Annotated in this window: 23 protein-coding genes and 2 tRNA genes; 15 read left to right on the top strand and 10 right to left on the bottom strand. The window is 46.4% G+C overall.

Going from position 1 to position 17776, the window contains the following annotated elements; genetic code table 11:
- Window positions 1–140 precede the first annotated feature (140 nt).
- The 4 genes from HP399_RS10830 to HP399_RS10815 all read left to right on the top strand — a co-directional run bounded on the left by HP399_RS10830 (window position 141) and on the right by HP399_RS10815 (window position 2122).
- The gene (locus tag HP399_RS10830; protein WP_173617094.1) at window positions 141–653 is read left to right on the top strand and encodes a hypothetical protein; all 513 of its coding nucleotides are present in this window, start codon (window positions 141–143) and stop codon (window positions 651–653) included.
- Between the two features lie 113 nt (window positions 654–766).
- On the top strand, window positions 767–1009 hold the full coding sequence (locus tag HP399_RS10825) for a hypothetical protein (protein ID WP_173617093.1): 243 nt from the start codon (window positions 767–769) through the stop codon (window positions 1007–1009).
- Window positions 1010–1474: 465 nt separating this feature from the next.
- A complete protein-coding gene (locus HP399_RS10820; RefSeq protein ID WP_173617092.1) occupies window positions 1475–1792 on the top strand; it encodes a hypothetical protein in 318 nt (105 codons plus the stop codon).
- Between the two features lie 21 nt (window positions 1793–1813).
- Window positions 1814–2122, top strand: coding sequence for a hypothetical protein (locus tag HP399_RS10815; protein ID WP_173617091.1), 309 nt, complete (start codon window positions 1814–1816; stop codon window positions 2120–2122).
- Between the two features lie 608 nt (window positions 2123–2730).
- Here HP399_RS10815 and HP399_RS10810 read toward each other — a convergent pair.
- Complete coding sequence (locus HP399_RS10810) at window positions 2731–2955, bottom strand: helix-turn-helix domain-containing protein (protein ID WP_173617090.1); 225 nt, start codon at window positions 2953–2955, stop codon at window positions 2731–2733.
- A 228-nt stretch (window positions 2956–3183) separates the two neighbouring features.
- On the opposite strand from HP399_RS10810, the gene HP399_RS10805 reads away from it, so the two are divergent.
- The 3 genes from HP399_RS10805 (at window position 3184) to HP399_RS10795 (ending at window position 4300) form a co-directional block, all read left to right on the top strand.
- Window positions 3184–3303, top strand: coding sequence for a putative holin-like toxin (locus HP399_RS10805; protein ID WP_370642698.1), 120 nt, complete (start codon window positions 3184–3186; stop codon window positions 3301–3303).
- Window positions 3304–3473: 170 nt separating this feature from the next.
- Window positions 3474–4010: a hypothetical protein gene (locus HP399_RS10800; protein WP_173617089.1), complete on the top strand. Its 537-nt coding sequence runs from the start codon at window positions 3474–3476 to the stop codon at window positions 4008–4010.
- The gene (locus tag HP399_RS10795; RefSeq protein ID WP_173617088.1) at window positions 4007–4300 is read left to right on the top strand and encodes a hypothetical protein; all 294 of its coding nucleotides are present in this window, start codon (window positions 4007–4009) and stop codon (window positions 4298–4300) included. The genes HP399_RS10800 and HP399_RS10795 overlap by 4 nt, the downstream gene beginning before the upstream one ends.
- Window positions 4301–4758: 458 nt before the next feature.
- On the opposite strand, the gene HP399_RS10790 is transcribed toward HP399_RS10795, so the two are convergent.
- The 3 genes from HP399_RS10790 to HP399_RS10780 all read right to left on the bottom strand — a co-directional run bounded on the left by HP399_RS10790 (window position 4759) and on the right by HP399_RS10780 (window position 5890).
- Window positions 4759–4834, bottom strand: a tRNA-Val gene (locus tag HP399_RS10790).
- 25 nt (window positions 4835–4859) lie between these two features.
- Window positions 4860–4936: transfer RNA gene (locus HP399_RS10785), tRNA-Ile, on the bottom strand.
- A gap of 360 nt (window positions 4937–5296) precedes the next feature.
- Window positions 5297–5890 carry a phosphatidylglycerophosphatase A family protein gene (locus tag HP399_RS10780; RefSeq protein ID WP_173617498.1) on the bottom strand — a complete coding sequence of 198 codons (594 nt, stop codon included), beginning with the start codon at window positions 5888–5890 and terminating at the stop codon, window positions 5297–5299.
- A 176-nt stretch (window positions 5891–6066) separates the two neighbouring features.
- On the opposite strand from HP399_RS10780, the gene HP399_RS10775 reads away from it, so the two are divergent.
- A complete protein-coding gene (locus HP399_RS10775) occupies window positions 6067–6771 on the top strand; it encodes an alpha/beta hydrolase (protein ID WP_173617087.1) in 705 nt (234 codons plus the stop codon).
- Window positions 6772–6773: 2 nt separating this feature from the next.
- On the opposite strand, the gene HP399_RS10770 is transcribed toward HP399_RS10775, so the two are convergent.
- Window positions 6774–6932 carry a hypothetical protein gene (locus tag HP399_RS10770; RefSeq protein ID WP_017250308.1) on the bottom strand — a complete coding sequence of 53 codons (159 nt, stop codon included), beginning with the start codon at window positions 6930–6932 and terminating at the stop codon, window positions 6774–6776.
- A 145-nt stretch (window positions 6933–7077) separates the two neighbouring features.
- Between HP399_RS10770 and HP399_RS10765 the strand changes: the two genes are divergently transcribed.
- The 4 genes from HP399_RS10765 to HP399_RS10750 all read left to right on the top strand — a co-directional run bounded on the left by HP399_RS10765 (window position 7078) and on the right by HP399_RS10750 (window position 9438).
- Complete coding sequence (locus HP399_RS10765) at window positions 7078–7587, top strand: YjcG family protein (RefSeq protein WP_173617086.1); 510 nt, start codon at window positions 7078–7080, stop codon at window positions 7585–7587.
- Window positions 7588–7665: 78 nt separating this feature from the next.
- Window positions 7666–8121, top strand: coding sequence for a GNAT family N-acetyltransferase (locus HP399_RS10760; RefSeq protein ID WP_173617085.1), 456 nt, complete (start codon window positions 7666–7668; stop codon window positions 8119–8121).
- 271 nt (window positions 8122–8392) lie between these two features.
- Window positions 8393–8908, top strand: a complete 516-nt coding sequence (locus HP399_RS10755; RefSeq protein WP_173617084.1) for a TetR/AcrR family transcriptional regulator — start codon at window positions 8393–8395, stop codon at window positions 8906–8908.
- Window positions 8909–9015: 107 nt separating this feature from the next.
- Window positions 9016–9438, top strand: coding sequence for a DUF3995 domain-containing protein (locus HP399_RS10750; RefSeq protein ID WP_173617083.1), 423 nt, complete (start codon window positions 9016–9018; stop codon window positions 9436–9438).
- A gap of 66 nt (window positions 9439–9504) precedes the next feature.
- Here the strand turns inward: HP399_RS10750 and HP399_RS10745 are convergent, their stop codons facing one another.
- On the bottom strand, window positions 9505–10350 hold the full coding sequence (locus HP399_RS10745; RefSeq protein ID WP_173617082.1) for a PHP domain-containing protein: 846 nt from the start codon (window positions 10348–10350) through the stop codon (window positions 9505–9507).
- A gap of 106 nt (window positions 10351–10456) precedes the next feature.
- Between HP399_RS10745 and HP399_RS10740 the strand changes: the two genes are divergently transcribed.
- Window positions 10457–10819, top strand: coding sequence for a hypothetical protein (locus tag HP399_RS10740; protein WP_173617081.1), 363 nt, complete (start codon window positions 10457–10459; stop codon window positions 10817–10819).
- Here HP399_RS10740 and HP399_RS10735 read toward each other — a convergent pair.
- Entirely contained in the window at window positions 10789–11718 is a 930-nt protein-coding gene (locus HP399_RS10735) for an MBL fold metallo-hydrolase (protein WP_173617080.1), read from the bottom strand. The genes HP399_RS10740 and HP399_RS10735 overlap by 31 nt on opposite strands.
- A 29-nt stretch (window positions 11719–11747) precedes the next feature.
- A complete protein-coding gene (locus tag HP399_RS10730; RefSeq protein ID WP_228088492.1) occupies window positions 11748–12449 on the bottom strand; it encodes a YitT family protein in 702 nt (233 codons plus the stop codon).
- Window positions 12450–12733: 284 nt separating this feature from the next.
- On the opposite strand from HP399_RS10730, the gene HP399_RS10725 reads away from it, so the two are divergent.
- Together HP399_RS10725 and HP399_RS10720 are read left to right on the top strand one after the other, a co-directional pair.
- Window positions 12734–14098 carry a hemolysin family protein gene (locus HP399_RS10725; RefSeq protein ID WP_173617079.1) on the top strand — a complete coding sequence of 455 codons (1365 nt, stop codon included), beginning with the start codon at window positions 12734–12736 and terminating at the stop codon, window positions 14096–14098.
- A gap of 71 nt (window positions 14099–14169) precedes the next feature.
- On the top strand, window positions 14170–16581 hold the full coding sequence (locus HP399_RS10720) for a UvrD-helicase domain-containing protein (RefSeq protein ID WP_173617497.1): 2412 nt from the start codon (window positions 14170–14172) through the stop codon (window positions 16579–16581).
- A gap of 149 nt (window positions 16582–16730) precedes the next feature.
- Here the strand turns inward: HP399_RS10720 and fabI are convergent, their stop codons facing one another.
- Both fabI and HP399_RS10710 read right to left on the bottom strand, forming a co-directional pair.
- Entirely contained in the window at window positions 16731–17504 is a 774-nt protein-coding gene (gene fabI / locus HP399_RS10715; RefSeq protein ID WP_007716940.1) for an enoyl-ACP reductase FabI, read from the bottom strand.
- A gap of 95 nt (window positions 17505–17599) precedes the next feature.
- Window positions 17600–17767: a hypothetical protein gene (locus tag HP399_RS10710; RefSeq protein ID WP_173617015.1), complete on the bottom strand. Its 168-nt coding sequence runs from the start codon at window positions 17765–17767 to the stop codon at window positions 17600–17602.
- Window positions 17768–17776: the final 9 nt, after the last annotated feature.

Raw genomic sequence — 17776 nt, 5'->3', positions numbered from 1 at the left:
TAAATAAATTGTAATATTCAAAAATTTTTAAAACCATTTACAAATACGAAAAAATAATGTATAAATGTGGAAGATAATCCTTAAAATGGTAAATACCAAAAAAGAGGTTTGTTTAGCACTTTTTTAAAAGGGGAGTGTACATGTTTAAAATCAAAAGGCTTTCTTTATTAGCGTTACTAGCAACAACTTTAGTTTTGCCAAACTTCGTTACTACATCTTCTATCCAGGCATCAAACGAATCCGTTCAAGTTCAAGAAGCTATTGAAACTGACAGTGTTACAAAAGAAGTTACAGAAGATAACGTTACTCCAGAAAAAATAGCGGGAGAGGCAGAACCACTTAGAAAGAAACCAAAGCCAAAACCGAAGCCAAAAGATGCATATAAGAAAGCTAAGGAAGACGGCGATGAAACAGCTAATCATTCCACAACTACTAAGAGCCCTCCGTCAAAAGACCAAGATGCTTATTCTTCAATAGACTGGATTAAAGATGGTGAACTCTATCAGCGTCGGTATTATGATGGGGACGGAAAAGCTGAAATGGATATAGATTACACAAACCATGGCAATCCAAAAACCCATCCAAACGTTCCACACAGACACGATTGGTTTTGGCCACCAGTTGGACCTCCATCTAGAGGAGAATGGTACTAATCCAAACAAGCTAGTAAACTTAAAAAGTCGATGGGGCATTATGAACGCCCATCGACTTTTTTTGAATAAGATATTAAACTAAGAAAAATCAAGCCGTGAATATAGGGGGAAGTATGGACTATACATATGAATCTTTAATGACCGATTTGAAAATTGGACGTGAAATAGAGTTTGAATATAAAGCATCAAGATACTCCATTACTCGAACTAATGGATGTTGGAACTTCACCACATTCAATCAAGAAGACTATCTACAGATAAAGAACCTTGATGATATCGGTCTAGTAAAAGTTGAGGATTGTTTACTAAAAGATCTATTTGATTTAGGAAAATATCAAGACTTAACTATTTTTTAATGTAATTAATTGTATTTGTCTGTTCAACACCCGATTAATGGGTGTTTTTTTATTGAAGTTTATGCACACACTTCTCGTATCTAACAATTAACGCAGCAGACACAACTATGCATACAACATAATTCTTTATTCGAATTGTCTACTGTGTACGTCAAGACAGCTCGAACCATTTTATGAAAAATATGAATCGATACTTGCACGATCCTTTTAATGCATATTGCTCAGGGGATTGAGACTAAAAAAGCCCTCCCCCGGACACAGATCCGAAGGAGGGCTTCACTATTATATAGGGATACCAACAGCGTCGCGCAATGCAACTGCTGCATAATGGACTGCATTCCTTACTTTTGAATCGGCACTTGCCGCCCATAGCGCACCAAGGACAACAATCACTTTTTCAGCTGATTCTTTAAAGATAATTTCACGCCATTATCAACTGTAGAACGCATTTTAGCTCTAGAGAAATTGGATTTCGCTGAGCATATAACTCAAGATCAAATTGATAGTTTATCAGATGCTGCTATCTATGAATTAAGTAAAGAGGAGGGCGAAATTGTTAGTATTCAGGGGGTTTATAGAAACCTTGATGAAGAGGATACCAGAGAGGTTAAGCTACGAACATTAGACAAAGACGATTTTAAAATGAGTGTTGTTGCTAAAAGAATTAATGAAAAGCGTGGCAAAGATAATTTTAAATTTATAGCCACTGGTGAATGGCTGACAAACCCATTTTATGAATTTACTGATGCAATTGCACTAGCTTGGTCAGATGATTTCACGTAATACGAAGATGACTGCTATATCATGAGACAATTTGGCTCAGATCGTGATGACGTTGCCCTAAATGATGTTGACCCAGAAAAAGGAATTGCCTATGATGTAGATATTGACTCAATGAAAAACGACTACGAAATTGTACTGACCGCAAAAGTTTATAAAAATGATGATGATGGCTCAGCAAATGTTGTTGGAGAATATGGACATGTTCAAATTCATGCGAGTGGTATTGAAATTGGCTTCTCTGGAAGTTCTACTCCTTCAGTTAACATGAACGTATCTTATGCTGCAGATATTGAAATGGCTTCTCCAGATTACGATAGCTTTGACTACTAAAATTAGGATGGTCTTCTATGCTTTAAAAATTTTGTACGGTATTCTTGTCTACGTCATTGGTCACATTGTGGTAGTTGCTTCTGTTTCAATTTATAACAATGACACGGATCAGGATTCTTTTTAAGAGCTATAGTTGCATCAATTCTTTACTTAGCAGCAATAATTTGTGTTACGAACAATCGTAATACATAAGAAAAGCCCTCCCAGGAATATTCCGAAGGGAGGGCTTCGCAATTTTTTTGGATTCCTGCTGCATCACGCAATGCATCGGCTGCGTAATGTGCCGCATCGCTTGCTTTAGTGTCTGGGCTTGCTGTCCGAAGTGCGCCAAGGACTCCAGTGACAGCTTAGAGGGATTATGTTGTCAGGGTGGATGGACGAGGACATAAAAAACCCTTGATTCCCAAGGGTTTCAGTTCGTTAAATGGTGATCCGGACTCGGTTCGAACCAGCACCCCCCCCTGTCAAAGAGACCGGGTCATCGTTTTTAATCCTAATTGATCTGTAAAACCCTTGAAAATCAAGTGTTTTTCCTGTTCGTATCCGTTCGCATCTGAGTGAATCTTTGACGATTCAAGTTAGTTTTGTCCCCATTCGTCCCCACTATCCTACATGGTCCAGAAATCATCCTGTTTCGCATTTTTGTCTACCCTTCTAAGTGCATTCAGTATTCGTTGAGCAGTTTTCATAGTCGCTAGATATTCATTATCTGATGCTAGACGCGAAACAGTAGTATTGTTTACCCCCGATTCTTTGCTTAGCCACTGTTGGGTAAATCCTCTCTTATCTAGCCGCTTTCCTAACTTCGATCTTTTCTTTCTTAATCCAAACACGAATACCTCAGGATGGGCAAGGATTCAGAAGATTAAACTTGTCTTCGAATAAAAATTCGAGTATTGGACAATCCTTTCTGCATTTACTCATCATACACACGAAATAAAGGAGGAGAATCGCTTGGGCGCAGAAAAGTACATCCTGCAATTGGAAATAAATGGTATGCTAATCCTGCTCAATCGAATATTCTTGAAAGGACGTTCGGCTATCCTCTCGGAAGGGAAGTGATGCCTGTGGAGGTTAGAGATGCTTTGACGCTTATGATTGGTTTCGGCATGCTGATTATCGCATTGCTGGGACTGGGTGAATCTATCGTCACTGCCATCAACCAAAACAAACGTAAATAAACCTCCCTCCCAGGAAAGGTAAGAAGATGAGCGTTTGCCCAAAAAATGGTTAATTTTTTGATTAGCATTAACAACGTTACTAATTTCTAAACGAGGATATTTCTTGCAAGATGACTCACTGTTCAACACTTTTACATCTATTTTAATGCTAAATCTAGGAGGAGTTTGAAATGAAAAAAGTCACAAATGCAATAATCGTTGCAACAGTATTATCAGTAGGTTTTTTACCGGGGTTGCAAAAGGAAATGTCTGTAGCGGCTGCGGTAAAAAATCCAAGTCCAACTGTAGAACAAAAGAATCCATACTTTGTCGCTGGCATTGATGATGCGAAGGCATTTGAGTCATATTTTACTAGTCTGCAAAAAGAGATAAAAGCTGGAGACAAAAATAGTGTGGCGAATCGTTTCGAATTCCCGTTGACTGTAAGTAGCGAAAAGAACGGTGAAGACATAGATATAATAATTAAAACCAAGCAAGAATTTATCCAAAAATATGATCAAATTTTAACCAAAAACGTCAAGGATGCTTTTTTAAACCAAAAAGTGAATGAGCTTTTTGTGGAATATACCGGGGTAATGGTTGGAACAGGTGAGGCTTGGATTGCACCAAAAAATACACAAGAAAATACGAAAGAGCAGTACTCTGTGTATGCCATTAACGACAAGATGATCGGCGTGAAAGTCGATCAAGATGCTACAATCCAATGAATAAAGATGCGTTTACTTTTTACGTAGACAAATTCCAAAAAGGTTACACACTTGAGAAGATGGAATGGAAATCAAATGAGAAAACAATTGTGAATACAGTTGAACAAGCGGCGGAAAACGATTTTTCTGAGAGTACAGAACCTAATTTTACGATCGGTGGCTCCTTGCAGATACACAGTTTTAATTATGATGCTCAAAAGATGAAGGGTCAGAAGGGTGTCCTAACGCTCACTTTTAAAAACGAAGCAAATCAAAAATTGGTATGGAAAAAGGAAATTGTACTAAAGTAACAGTTGAGTATTTGAGACTCCCACCCCTAGGGGCAAGCGAAACCTTGGGAATCAGTGGGATTCTTAAGTGGTAGTCGGAAGTGCATTTCGGCTCTGTCAAAAGTTTTGTGTAAACACTGAAGTGTGGACAAGCCCCCTGGTGAATAGCCAAGGGGCTTTGACTCTGTACTCACAATTTAGGTCATACGATCGATTTTACTTATTGCCACTGCTGATATAAGGTCATCCACTTCTGCCGATATACACGTTCACGTTACGAAAAAGGTCAAGAAACGAACAGCAGGAAAGCGATAAGTTTTCCCGCAAAGAAAAGAACAGGGAAATATAAAAGAAGAAACCTAGAATGCCCCGCCCCAATTTGTCCCCAAAACCGTTTTATCAAGCCATCTCATCATTTTAGAAACTATTGTAAAATAAGAAAAACCCTTGATTCCTCAAGGGTTCTAACGTTCATACTATGGTGATCCGGACTGGGTTCGAACCAGCGACCCCCACCCTGTCAAGATGGTGCTCTCCCAACTGAGCTACCGGATCATGGGATATGTGTGTGATCGTTTAATGGTGGGCCCTGTAGGACTCGAACCTACGACCAATCGGTTATGAGCCGACCGCTCTGACCAACTGAGCTAAGGGCCCGAATCGTATCGGACGTCGATCACATTTATTACTATACAGTATCGTAAAATGAATTTCAAGAGGAAATGAATAATTTCTTGTAAAAATTTTCACTCGTACCAAAAGAACACTAAAAAACCCAGTGAAATCAGGCTTGTTTTTTCCTTGTAAAAAGCCATTCCCCACCGCTGCTGCCCACATCCCCTACAAAACATGGGGATTACCTACATGATGGCATCACATCATACATGACGCATCAAGCATATGAGCTACACCGGTGAAGAATTGGCTCCTGCTAAGCTGAAAACTATTCAATAGAGTTTAAAACAAACAAGATAATTAGGTAACGATCGAAACAAACTCCCTCATCCCAAACCTAACCTACCCCGCCTGCTCCGTCCCTTTCCCTTTCTCCTCGACACGCAGCTCGGCTTCCTGTTGCTTCAACGCCTCACTTCGTGCCAATTCTGCCTCCTGCTCATCTCTCATCCGATGGGCCATGCGGCTAGATGCATTGGCTGCCACACTCGCCACGAGGTCGTCCAAAAATGTGTGAACGCGTCCCTCTGCCGACTTGGTATCCAGCCTTTTAATCACTCCGACCTTGTGCTTATCCAAATGTCCAAAAGTGGTCACAGCGATACTTCCATATCCAAACACGGAGCCTAGTGCCAATGTTTCGTCGCATCCGAATAGTCCTTCATCTGACGCGATGATGGATTGGAGCGGCTCGGACAAGAGGCCCTTCTCTGCTAACGTATCCAACTCAACGCCAACCAGGATGGCGTGCTGCATTTCCCTTTTTTCCAAGACCGCTTTCACGCTCTCAATGCACTGTGCCATCGTGAGATCTGGATGGTAGGGCGACTGCATGAGATAGACGATCTCTGCGATATCATCCAACGTCACTCCGCGTTCTGCCAAACGTGCGAGAGCAGCGTTTCTGACTTCGATGCTGTGTACTTGCTTCTTCATATAAGAGACAACCCCTTCCACAAATCGAGTGAAGTCGTTTCCTACCATAGTATCACACGCTGACCAAATTGCGACAATCTTTCGCCCACTGCCTGACCCTGCACCCAAACTCTTGGGCATGCACGCTCCCTCCTGTATAATAATGAACAGAATATCCCAATAAGGAGGACACCGCAGTGGCCCTTGAGGAAATCGTCTTGAAAAGCCGGCATTTGGGGACGCCGGAAAAGCTGGTTGTCTACACACCCCAACGCTACTCGCCACTCTACTCGTATCCCGTCCTCTACGTACAGGATGGAGAAGATTACTTGGCAATGGGCAGGATGGCTACTTTGTTGGATCAATTGAACCAGGACAAAGAACTGCCTGATATCATCGCTGTCTTTCTCCCTGTCGAGAAAAGCAAACGGCATGACCGTTATCATCCGGATGGCAAAGAGCACATGGCCTACCGACGCTTCCTCGCCGAAGAAGTCGTGAGCTATGTCGATACGCATTACTCCACACATCCTTTAGGGAACGCACGAACACTTCTTGGCGAATCTTTGGGCGGGGTTGTCTCTCTGTTCACTGCTCTTAACTATCCACATACGTTTGGACAAGTTGCCTGCCAGTCGATTGCCATGGACGCAAAGCTAAATCGTCTGGTAGCTGACGCTGACTTTTCCGTACCGCAGACCATTTATTTGGAAATTGGGACAAAGGAAACGGCAGTAAGCACGGGGCGTGGCACTTTGAATCTTCTAGCGGCGAATGAAGAACTGCGCGAGATTTTGGGCACGAAAAAAGTCACCCTCGTTTATGAAACGTTTGAGGGTGACCATACGTGGGGCTACTGGCAGCGCAATCTACCGCGTATGCTCAAGACGCTTTACGGGTAAACTTACCGTGGCTGTTCTTCTTGTGGACCTTCATCCTTGATAGTCGATACGAGTGCCTCTTCGAATTCTCCTTTTCGTATCGCAGTCAAGATGGTGAAGGTCAGCACAGACAGTAGAAGCAGAACGAGAAAAATGAATGTGATCATCATAGCCGTATACATGCAGTGCGGCACCTCCTTGCACTACACAGTCTTTCCTTTGGCGCAAGGAATATACGGACCCACGCTTAACATTACACAAATGAAGAATTTTCTGTTAAAATAAGTTCTTGTAGAGCACGATAGATAGTAAGGAGGAGTGGTTCTGATGATGTACAGTATCGTAATATTCCCATCTAGCAAGGTGCAAGAAGTAGCCAACTCTTACCGGAAACGTTATGACCCGGGCTATGCTTTGGTTCCTCCGTATATCCGTTTGAAGGAAGCCTTTGAGCTGGACGAAGCCAAGTTGTCTGAGCTGGTGAGCCATCTGGAGCAGGTTGCCTCCTCTACCGACAGCTTTTCGGCTCATTTCCATCGAGTATCTTCTTTCCACCCTACCACCAACGTGATCTATTTGGCTGTGCAAAACAAAGAACCATTTAACGAGCTGCATCAAAAGATTGCTAATCAGTGTGTGAATGAAAAAGAAACCTACGCATACGTACCGCATCTGACCATCGGGCGCGACCTGTCCGACGATGAGCTGCGAGATGTAACCGGCCAACTGAGCATGGCAAAAATTGACCTGAACAGCGAGATCGATCGCTTCCACTTGATTTATCAGCTCGAGGATGGCATCTGGAGCGTTTACCAGACTTTCCTTCTCAAAAAATAAACACCCTTTCCTCAATCACCAACCCTCCTTGCGTATCCATCGTAGGGAGGGATATTTTCTAACAAAGGACGAATACCGATGAACCTGCAAACCTACCAGATCCAAAAAGTCACCACTGAACAAGAATTGGCGGATGCCCTGTCTGTACGCCGAGTCGTTTTCATCGAGGAACAGGAAGTACCGGAAGAGTTGGAAATAGATGAGCATGACACACTGGATGGTGGGACGATTCATTTTGTGGCCTACCGCGATGGAAAGCCAGTGGGCGCGAGCCGTATCCGTACCTACGCACCTGGCGTGGGAAAAATTGAACGGGTGGCGGTTGCTAAAACAGAACGCGGTACCGGGCTAGGCCGCCAAATCATGCTCGCTATGGAAGAGCTAGCCAAACAGCACGAGTATGACAGCTTGAAGCTGAACGCACAGACGCACGCCCAACGGTTTTATGAAAAGCTCGGCTATGAACCTTTTGGCGACTTATTCGACGATGCGGGTATCGAGCATATTGCGATGGTAAAATCCTTTCGCGAATAACTGAAGCTGCGTGCAACTCAATCCCCTAGTCGGAAAACAACCTCGTTTTCGCTATGATCATCATGCGAAGAGAGGTTGTTTTTCATTGGTACCCGATAAAGGTATGAAATCACCTGCGGTTTCCGGATTGCCTAATCACTCGTTCAAAAGAGTCATCACCGTAGCCCTCTGCTACTTTCTCAATACAAAAATCAATGCTTCTTGACACATCACACACCGTGGAATAACATGGAACTAGAAACATACGATACCGTATCTTTTGAGGTGAACCATGCAATACGTACGTGAAGATTGGATTCGGGCAGGGCTCGATATGTTGGCTGAAGCAGGTATTGACACTGTCCGTGTGGAACCTCTCGCCAGAAAACTGAAGATCAGCAAAGGGAGCTTTTATCATCACTTTTCAGATCGTCAAGCGTTACTGGACTCCATGGTCGATTATTGGGAGGAGCATGCGACCGAGCGGATCATTCGAGCGCCACACTCGGACAACATGTCGTTGGAACAGCTGTTGTTGAGCGTTTTTAGCAGCGAGCGAAAAATCGAAGCCGCTATCTACAACTGGGCGAAGCAACATCCTGCCCTTTCCAAACGTCTCGTGGAAATCGAGAAGCGCAGGATCGGCTTCGTTGCCTCTTTGTATGAGAAAAAAGGGCTGGCTCCCACTGATGCAAAGACACGTGCTCAGCTCGCGTACCTCCTCTATATTGGTTGGCTCGTGCGCAGAGAGCTGGAAGCGCCTTTTGATATGTCCGCACCCTTGCATCATTTTATGACTTGGATTTGATTACCCCTTCCTGCCTGACAGATTGTCTTGCGCAGGAATTTTTTCACCCAAAACATACGGATACGTATCTTCCGCAAAAACCTTATGAATCAATAGGAGGTATTCCCATGACGCATGTTTTCCCTATCTCATCTGCTATCTTCTTAGTTATCGTGTCCTTGCTGCATTTTTATTGGGCCTTCGGAGGAAAATGGGGGACCGATTCCGTCATCCCCACAACAGCCGATCATTCACGCCGAACTTTTTCCCCTGGGAAAGGCGGAACGATCGTCGTTGCCTGCTTATTGGCTTTTGCCGGTTACATTTTGCTCGCCCAGAGCGGTTATCTCTCGCCCGTAATAGCCCCTTCTTTGATTCAATGGGGATGCATGATCTGTGCAGCTGTATTTGTCCTGCGCGCTGTAGGAGACTTCAACTACATTGGCTTTTTTAAAAAAGTAAAAAATACGAAGTTTGCCCGTCAAGATACAGCATTGTTCAGCCCTCTATGCTTGTGGTTAGGAATATCCTTTCTGCTCGCATTGTTTTAAGCTCACCAAAAACCCTCTTCCCATAAAAGCGAAGAGGGTCGTTTCCGTTACGTATGGATGAATGAATTATACCTTCCGCTTCGCCGCAATCGCACGTAGCTGTTCAACAGCATCCATCGCTGCGGTATGAGAGCCAAGCATCGCATGAAACGGCTCCTCTCCACGCCAGCCATGGAAATCAGAACCGCCCGTTACAACAAGCCCGTGTTGTGCTGCCCACTTGCTGTAGCGCATTTTTTGGACCTCATCGTTATCCGGGTGATTGACTTCAATCCCGTCCAATCCGAATATAATCAACTCCTGGACCAGCTCATCATCGTCATACAGACCCGGATGAGCCAGCACCGCCACTCCGCCAGCCTCTTTGATCAGCGTGATTGCTTCCTGCGGGGTAATGCGTGGAGGATTGACATAAGCCGCTCCCCCTTTGCCCAAGTACTTATCGAAGGCTTCCTCAATCGTAGAAACGACCCCCAGCTCTATCAGTTCTTCAGCAATATGTGGTCGCCCGATGTTTTTGTCCGTGCCCTGCTTGCGGCGGTATACCTTTTCCAATGAAATGTCGATACCGAGCTCCTGTAGCCGTGCTATTAATAGTTGGTTACGCTCATGCCTTGTCTCTCGCAAACGGAAGAGACGCTCTTCAAAAGCTGGGTCTTCATACGGGACAAAATAGCCAAGAACGTGAATATCCTGCCCCTTCCCTACGGAGCTCACTTCGACTCCCGGAATGATTTCCACGTCGAGTGCGCGGGCAGCCTCCATTGCTTCTGGAATCCCTGCTACCGTGTCGTGATCCGTGATTGCCAGTGCAGCAAGTCCCGCCTCCTTCGCCAAACGTACGTTTTCCGCAGGCTCGCAGGTACCGTCTGACGCTTTTGTATGTGTATGCAAATCTGCCATAAGTTGCATCCTCGTCCACTCCTTCTTTTCTTTTTCTACAAGTCTGAATCGGTATTGCCGTACATAGTATTGGAGTAAGCTTGATTTCTCAATGGTTGAACCGAGGAGGATGTCCATGCGGTTAAAAAACAAGACCCTTACCGGTGTCGTTCAGCCACTCTCTTATGTTGACAAAATGCTGCGACAACAAGGCTTTCATCGATCAGGCGGGGACAGTATGCCCACGTACGATGTCGTCATGTACGATTCCGCCAGTAGCAGCGCGTATTTTTTGCGTATCCCTACGAACTACACCAGCACAACAACCGGAAAAGGGGAACTGAATGTCAAACTGGGTCATCCGTATTTAGAAGCAAAGTTCTATATGAACACCACATCCGAAGAAGTTTTTTTCATTCCCAAGGCCGTCCGCGAAGCTGCAGAGCATAAGCTAGCAGAAATCGCCGATTACCTGTCTGCTCCCTCCGCTCCATCCTGAACGGTTCTCCACAACCACCGATTATGTTCAAACCGGTATGCCACCCTCTTTGTTTTCTGCAGCCCGACCAAGTAACCCATAAACGCCGTCCGAAACAGGACGTAGCTCGAAGCATTTTCTATGGAAATGTGTAAACGCTCACACAGGAGAGTTAACGCTTCTTCTGGTGTCCTCTCCTCTACTAAAATGTTGCAGATCACCGAGAAAATCCGCTCATGCCAAGCAATATTTTTGTTCACGGCATCATGAGAGGTGGTGGTATATGCTCCGTGCCCAGGCAAGTATCCCTTGTAGTTGGTTGCAAGCAGCTTATGAAGACTGAGTAGGGTCTCATGCGCATCCACAAGAAACGGCAGCTTGTGCTTTTCCAAAACCTCTTCGCCTAAATAACTGTCGGCAGCGAAGCAAATCTCGTCACAGACGACGCCAACCTGTTGCCAGCTATGCCCCGGCAGAGAAAGGATATAGAAAGGTACGCCAGCAATTTCGATCCCTTCATCTAGTGGAAGGTGGTGGTCCACCCGAGAAGGTTGCGCCAACAAAAACTTGTTTTTGAGATCCTCAAGTGGTGCTGCACCCATGTTCAAGTAAATAGGCTCAAGTATCGGATTCCGAATGATCGCCTCTTCCAGCGGTGGCGCATAGACCCTTGCTTCGGGCCAGCATCCGAGCAAGTAGGCGTTGCCACCGAAATGGTCGGCATGAGAGTGTGTTTGAATGATTGCACACAAGGGCTGGGCGATAGCGTCCAGTCCTTTCTTGATTTTTTTTGCGTTCTGGGTATCCAGACCTGAATCAATCAAGATCGCTCCATGCTCACCAATAACAAGGCCTATGTTAACATGACCGGGAAAATATCCAACATGCTCCGTTATCATTTGAAATGCTTGTCCAGACAAAACAGTCCCTCATTTCATCCTTTTCCTATTTATTTTCTCCAAAATATCGCCTTCCCCTTCCTGTTCCTATATCTCGTGTTCGTGTTTACCTGGAGCCGCGACGAGCGACCCTCCATTTTATGAGAAAAAAGCGGGCCAATGATCGTATACGGTGGCAGAGGTCGTCCGAGTCCACTGAACATATGCGTAGTCGCCGCAACGGCAACGATTGTCAGCAAAGAGAATATCATTCTCTCCATCCCGATCGTTTGAATCGAGCAGAGTACGATCAACCCATCAATTAGAAAGATCAGCAAAGCAACGCGCAGCTTGTATCGCCTGGCAAGAAATTGCGCGAGTAGGTCTGTCCCACCCGTATTCGTCTCGTAGGCAAGCATCAAGCCGATACCTATTCCGATTAACACGCCGCCAGTTACTGCTGAAAAGGATGTTGACCATAGATTCCAACCACGCATATCCGAGAGAATGTCTATAAAGAAGGCAGAAATCAGCATGCCGTGAAAGCTGTGAAAAAACAATCTGCGATCATAAAAAAAGACGATGAAATACACAGGGATACTAACAAAAATCATCACGAGACCTGGCGGCATCTGCATGTAATACGTCGCCAACAAACCGATCCCGATCATGCCCCCGTCCATCAGGCGATGCGGAACCAAAAACAGATTGACTCCTATGCCAAGAAGCACGCTTCCTGTGAGAATCGCTACACTTTTTTGCAGCCAGTACACGTCGCTCCCCTCCTTGGACCGTGCTCGTTTAGTTTATGATCGGAAAGAAGCAGGTATGTCCAAGCATTGCCTAAGAATGCGCTCGTTCAAATCGGAACGTTTTGACTGTTCGGTTGACCTATTGGTATACTTACGAGTAACAAGAAAACCTGTAGCATGGCTCATGAAAAGCATATCCATTGCAGGTTTCAGATCGAATATTTATCCATTTTTGGTCGTACATGTAAAATACCATTATCGTATCGGAGGTGAATTCTCCACCTTTCGCACTGCGGGAGGCGGAGGTGTGCTTGGAGAGTCCGATAGGGGAGATTACGCTGAATCTGCTGCTCGTGGTATTTTTGGTTCTTCTGAACGCCTTCTTCGTCGCAGCAGAATTCTCGTTAGTAAAAGTTCGCCAAACTCGTCTGACCCAGCTCGTCAGTGAAGGCAATAACAAAAGTGCCCGCTACGCGCAAAAAGTCACACGTGAGCTCGACGCCTATCTGTCCGCCTGCCAGCTCGGAATTACGCTGGCTTCGCTGGGGTTAGGTTGGGTCGGTGAACCTGCCGTCGCCCATTACGTCGCGCCCGTCATGGCATTTTTTCATTTCCCATCTTACTTGGTCGGTCCGACCTCACTTGCGATCGCCTTTGCTATCATCACATTTTTACATATCGTCTTCGGAGAGCTTGCTCCCAAGTCTTTGGCGATTCAAAAAGCGGAGGCCACTTCCCTATGGACTGCCGCACCACTCACGTTTTTTTACAAGCTGAGCTATCCGCTCATCTGGTTTTTAAACGGAGCAGCCAATATACTCATCAGACGCCTTGGAGTCGAGCCTGCCACCGAAAACGAATCTGCTCATACAGAAGAAGAAATCCGCCTGCTCATGAACCAGAGTCATAAAAGTGGTCACATTGACCAGACCGAGATGGCTCTCGTCGACAATGTCTTCGTGTTTTCCGAACGTCTTGCCCGGGAAATTATGATCCCACGAATCGAAATGATCTGCCTCTACGACGACAACACGTTTGACGAAAACCTCGAAATCATGAGAGAGTCTCGCCATTCACGCTTTCCCGTTGCTCATGAGGATAAGGACAGGCTGATTGGCTTTGTGCACACCTCTGATTTTTACCTTTCTGCACTAACGACAGGGAAAGCAGAGTTAACTGATTTTCTCCGTCCATTATTGACGGTGCCGGAGTCCATGGAAATTAGCCACGTCTTGCGCTTAATGCAAAAGCGCCGTTCCCAGCTCGCCATCGTGATTGATGAATATGGCGGTACAGCAGGGTTGTTAACGATGGAGGACATTTTGGAGGAAATCGTCGGTGATATTCAGGATGAGTTCGATGAAAATGAGCGCCCTGAAATTGAAGAAAGCTCCAGCAATACGCTCTCGGTTTCCGGCAAAACTCTCTTGACAGAACTGAATGATTACATATCGATTGAAGTCGTTTCCGACGAAGTCGACACCATTGCCGGATGGCTCTACAGCCAGTTAAATGAAGAGGTCGCGAAAGGCAAAACCGTCACATTCCAAGGCTATCTTTTTGCGATCAGTGAACTAGAAAACCATCGCATTACACGCGTGAGCATCACGTATTTGGGAGCAGAAGATTCGTCCGCTCTTCCCGAGGATATCGTGTCGCTGCACTCTTAATCAAAAAGAACAACCAAAATGGCAAGTGTCCCCTGCCGACAGGGGGCACTTCTTGTTTCCGAGGTGTCATGATGAACTACGCTTTACTAGACAACAAACCCATCCTGTTGCTACCAGAGAACTACAACCGCATACCGTTTTGGCGCATGGCTGCCCGGCAGGACAAGGTACGTTGTCCTGCCTGTGCATCGGCGCTTCGTCTTCATGCTGGCATCAGCTTCGAGCCGCATTTCTTCCATCCTGAAGGAGCAGAGTGCCCGCTTCTGACGGAAAGTGGTCCTGCTTCTCTCGATTCGCTACAAGCGATTAATGAGACGGCTGCCACTGCCTTTCAGGCTGTCTTGGCTGCTACGGTCGAAAAGGAGCACAGCGACGATAACACGAAAGAACCACTCGCTTTCTCAACCAAGGAGCACAGCGAGGCATCCATAGACGAAGAAAATACAAAGACCATCGGCTCCTTTCGCCTTCCAAAAAAGAGAACGATTGGCACGAGCACGACGCCTCCCCCGCCTGCACCGAAGCCACCGATTTTCCGCAAACGCTTGATGCCGAAGAAGACCATCTCTCACATGGCTGAGCAAATGCGTGATCAATCGCTGCACCCGGGACAACAGCAAGCGGTTCACGCTACCGAGGGGCCTTTTCTCATCCTCGCGGGAGCCGGAAGTGGCAAGACGCGCGTCATGACTGCACGCACGACTCACTTGATCTCAGACTTGGGTGTAAAGCCGAATCAAATCATGGTCGTGACCTTTACGACCAAAGCCGCCGATGAAATTCGTCAGCGCATTGCCCGGCAACTACCCGCTGGACAAGCACGTGAGCTGATTGCCGGTACGTTCCACAGCATCTTTTACCGAATGCTCCTGCATCACCAGCCAGAACGCTGGGATCAGCAGCGCCTCTTGAAAAAGGATTGGCAAAAATGGCGGTTGATGCGCGAGACCGGTGCACTGCTCGGTCATGACGACCTTGCCACGTTAAAAGAAACAGAGATCACCGAAGCACTCGGCATCATCAGTCGTTGGAAAAACGAATACATCCTCCCCCATGAGGTCGCGTATCGGGAAGCAACGAGCGATGCAGAAAAACGGGCGATCCAGCTTTATCCTCTGTATGAGGACACGAAGAAAAAGCATCAATGGTTTGACTTTGACGACATGCTCATTGGCTGCTACGAAATGCTGCGCGATGATCCAGGACTCCTTCGCCGTTATCAGGAACGCATCACCTATGTAATGGTCGATGAGTTTCAGGATATCAATCGCATTCAGTATGAGACGGTCAAGCTATTAGCCGCTCCACAAAACAATTTGTGTGTCATCGGGGACGACGACCAGTCCATTTACGGCTTTCGTGGCAGTGATCCTCAGTACATCTTGGGCTTCACCAAAGACTTTCCGCAGGCGTCGACATTTACACTCGAGGTCAACTACCGTTCCCATTCCTCGATTGTCAGTCTTGGCTACTCGCTGATCGGCCACAACCGGGAGCGTTGGGCAAAGGATTGTCAGTCCTTTCATCGCGAGGAAGGCGACACGTATTTATTCGAGCCGGAAGACGAAGAAGAACAAGCTTCCCGGATCGTCGATGAAATTATCCATCGTCGTGAGCAAGGGGCCATTTTGGGTGAATGCGCGATCTTGTACCGCACCAATGAATCTGCACGCCCCATTTTGGAGCGCCTGAGCGAAGCAGGAATTCCTTTTCATTACACGCAAGAGGAGGATTCCTTTTACCAACGCCAGACGGTTCGCTGGACGCTGAATTATTTGCGGCTCGCGTTAAACCCAGATGACACCGATGCACTAAAAGAAATATTGTCGACCCTCTACATCTCAGCCGAAATGTGGAATGCCTTGCGCAGTCAAGCAATCATTGAGGACAAGCCGATTCTGCACGTTCTTCCGCATTTGACACAGCTCAAACCGTATCAGCGCAAGCACATGCAGCAAATCAATGAGATTCTCACCGCGTGTAAGGAGGTTCCACCTGCTCAGGCGTTGGAGCTCATCTATGAGGACGGCAAACTGCGTGACTATCTAAAAAAACGCGCGAAAGACCGGGAAGATGGCCGGGAACGTTGGAGCGATGAGCTGCAGCAAATACTGGCAGCTTCTAAGCGCCATGCGACAATCAGCGATTTTTTAGCTTATATCGATCAAATGGCGCGACAAGAAAAAGAGTGGCGCACGATGCGACCACTCCCGGACGAAGCTGTTCATGTTTTAAGTATCCATCGGGCAAAAGGTCTCGAATATGACCATGTCTTCTTGCCTGATCTGGTAGAAGGTGCCCTTCCTCATGAGTACACATTGGATGAGCTACGAAAAGGCGGCTCGGGTGCGCTTGAAGAAGAACGTCGTCTCTTATACGTCGCGATTACCCGGGCCCGTCACAGCTTGTGTATCGGTATCCCCCGAGAGCGATTCGGACGAAAGACCCGCACCTCCCGCTTCATCGCCGAGATGGGCAGGTAAGTACTGAAAGCCGCCGCCCATATAAATCAAGAATTCTTCCATGTTCGTAATCAATGGAAACATAATAAACAGGCCCCCTTTCACGCATTTTGGGTATAGTATGCGAGAAAGCGGGGCCTGTTATTCTTTTTCGGGAAAATTACTTCTGATTAGCCGCCCATAATGCTGTAGCCAGCATCAACGTGCAGAATTTCACCCGTGATTCCTCGGGAGAGATTGCTGAACAAGAAGAGAGCGGTGTCGCCTACTTCCGATTGGTCAATCGTGCGGCGCAATGGCGCTTTTTCCTCAATTTCCTTCAGTACGGTGTTGAAATTGCGGATTCCTTTTGCAGCAAGCGTACGGATTGGACCAGCAGAGATCGCATTGATACGAATGTTCTCTTTGCCCAAGTCGTTTGCCAAATAACGAACAGATGCATCAAGCGCAGCTTTGGCTACACCCATTACGTTGTAGTTTTGAATCACGCGCTCACCGCCAAGGTAAGTCAAGGTCACGATGCTACCGCCCTCGGTCATCAAAGGACGAGCAGCACGAGCAACTGCTACCAGGGAGAATGCGCTAATGTCTTGTGCCAGTGCGTATCCTTCGCGGGATGTGTTAACATACTCGCCTTCGAGCTCTTCCGTTTTCGCAAACGCGATGCAGTGCGCTAGACCATGAATAACGCCCACTTTTTCTTTGATCACAGCAAAAGCCGCTTCGACATCCTCATCCTTCGTGACATCGCAATTTACCAACAGCGCTTCTACTCCCAATTTTTCTGTGAGTGCCGCCACGTTTTCACGCAGGCGCTCCCCTTGGTAGGTAAAAATCAGATTCGCTCCAGCATTATGTAAGGATTGCGCAATTCCCCAGGCAATGCTGCGGTGGTTTGCTACGCCCATGATGACGATGTTCTTTCCTTGCAACAATGTATTCATTATGTATCTGCCCCTTTCCCAACTTATTCCCCTGCATTATAACCGATCTTGTCCATGGATACGAGGGATAAACGAGAGGGGCAGTACAAAAACATTTAATCGGTACTTCCGGCCTGATCGGTTAGCGCAGTTAGAGCGTCAGAGGAAGCCCACGATTCCTGCAATGGATTCAACGATGTCCCCATGACCGGGAATTCAGTCAGTGACTGCAAGAGATCGTCTGTTTGCAATTGCTCTTGATGGTTCATACTGTCAGTCCACACTCCCTTCCT

Source organism: Brevibacillus sp. DP1.3A (genome assembly GCF_013284245.2).
Classification (GTDB): domain Bacteria; phylum Bacillota; class Bacilli; order Brevibacillales; family Brevibacillaceae; genus Brevibacillus.
The sequence above is the reverse complement of the archived record's forward strand: the minus strand, read 5'-3'. Positions and strand labels throughout refer to the sequence as shown.

Coding starts and splice junctions, on each gene's coding strand:
- HP399_RS10830 (WP_173617094.1), top strand. CDS start 141: ATGTTTAAAATCAAAAGGCTTTCTTTATTAGCGTTACTAGCAACAACT.
- HP399_RS10825 (WP_173617093.1), top strand. CDS start 767: ATGGACTATACATATGAATCTTTAATGACCGATTTGAAAATTGGACGT.
- HP399_RS10815 (WP_173617091.1), top strand. CDS start 1,814: ATGAGACAATTTGGCTCAGATCGTGATGACGTTGCCCTAAATGATGTT.
- HP399_RS10805 (WP_370642698.1), top strand. CDS start 3,184: ATGCCTGTGGAGGTTAGAGATGCTTTGACGCTTATGATTGGTTTCGGC.
- HP399_RS10800 (WP_173617089.1), top strand. CDS start 3,474: ATGAAAAAAGTCACAAATGCAATAATCGTTGCAACAGTATTATCAGTA.
- HP399_RS10795 (WP_173617088.1), top strand. CDS start 4,007: ATGAATAAAGATGCGTTTACTTTTTACGTAGACAAATTCCAAAAAGGT.
- HP399_RS10780 (WP_173617498.1), bottom strand. CDS start 5,890: ATGAAGAAGCAAGTACACAGCATCGAAGTCAGAAACGCTGCTCTCGCA.
- HP399_RS10770 (WP_017250308.1), bottom strand. CDS start 6,932: ATGTATACGGCTATGATGATCACATTCATTTTTCTCGTTCTGCTTCTA.
- HP399_RS10765 (WP_173617086.1), top strand. CDS start 7,078: ATGATGTACAGTATCGTAATATTCCCATCTAGCAAGGTGCAAGAAGTA.
- HP399_RS10760 (WP_173617085.1), top strand. CDS start 7,666: ATGAACCTGCAAACCTACCAGATCCAAAAAGTCACCACTGAACAAGAA.
- HP399_RS10755 (WP_173617084.1), top strand. CDS start 8,393: ATGCAATACGTACGTGAAGATTGGATTCGGGCAGGGCTCGATATGTTG.
- HP399_RS10750 (WP_173617083.1), top strand. CDS start 9,016: ATGACGCATGTTTTCCCTATCTCATCTGCTATCTTCTTAGTTATCGTG.
- HP399_RS10745 (WP_173617082.1), bottom strand. CDS start 10,350: ATGCAACTTATGGCAGATTTGCATACACATACAAAAGCGTCAGACGGT.
- HP399_RS10740 (WP_173617081.1), top strand. CDS start 10,457: ATGCGGTTAAAAAACAAGACCCTTACCGGTGTCGTTCAGCCACTCTCT.
- HP399_RS10720 (WP_173617497.1), top strand. CDS start 14,170: ATGAACTACGCTTTACTAGACAACAAACCCATCCTGTTGCTACCAGAG.
- fabI (WP_007716940.1), bottom strand. CDS start 17,504: ATGAATACATTGTTGCAAGGAAAGAACATCGTCATCATGGGCGTAGCA.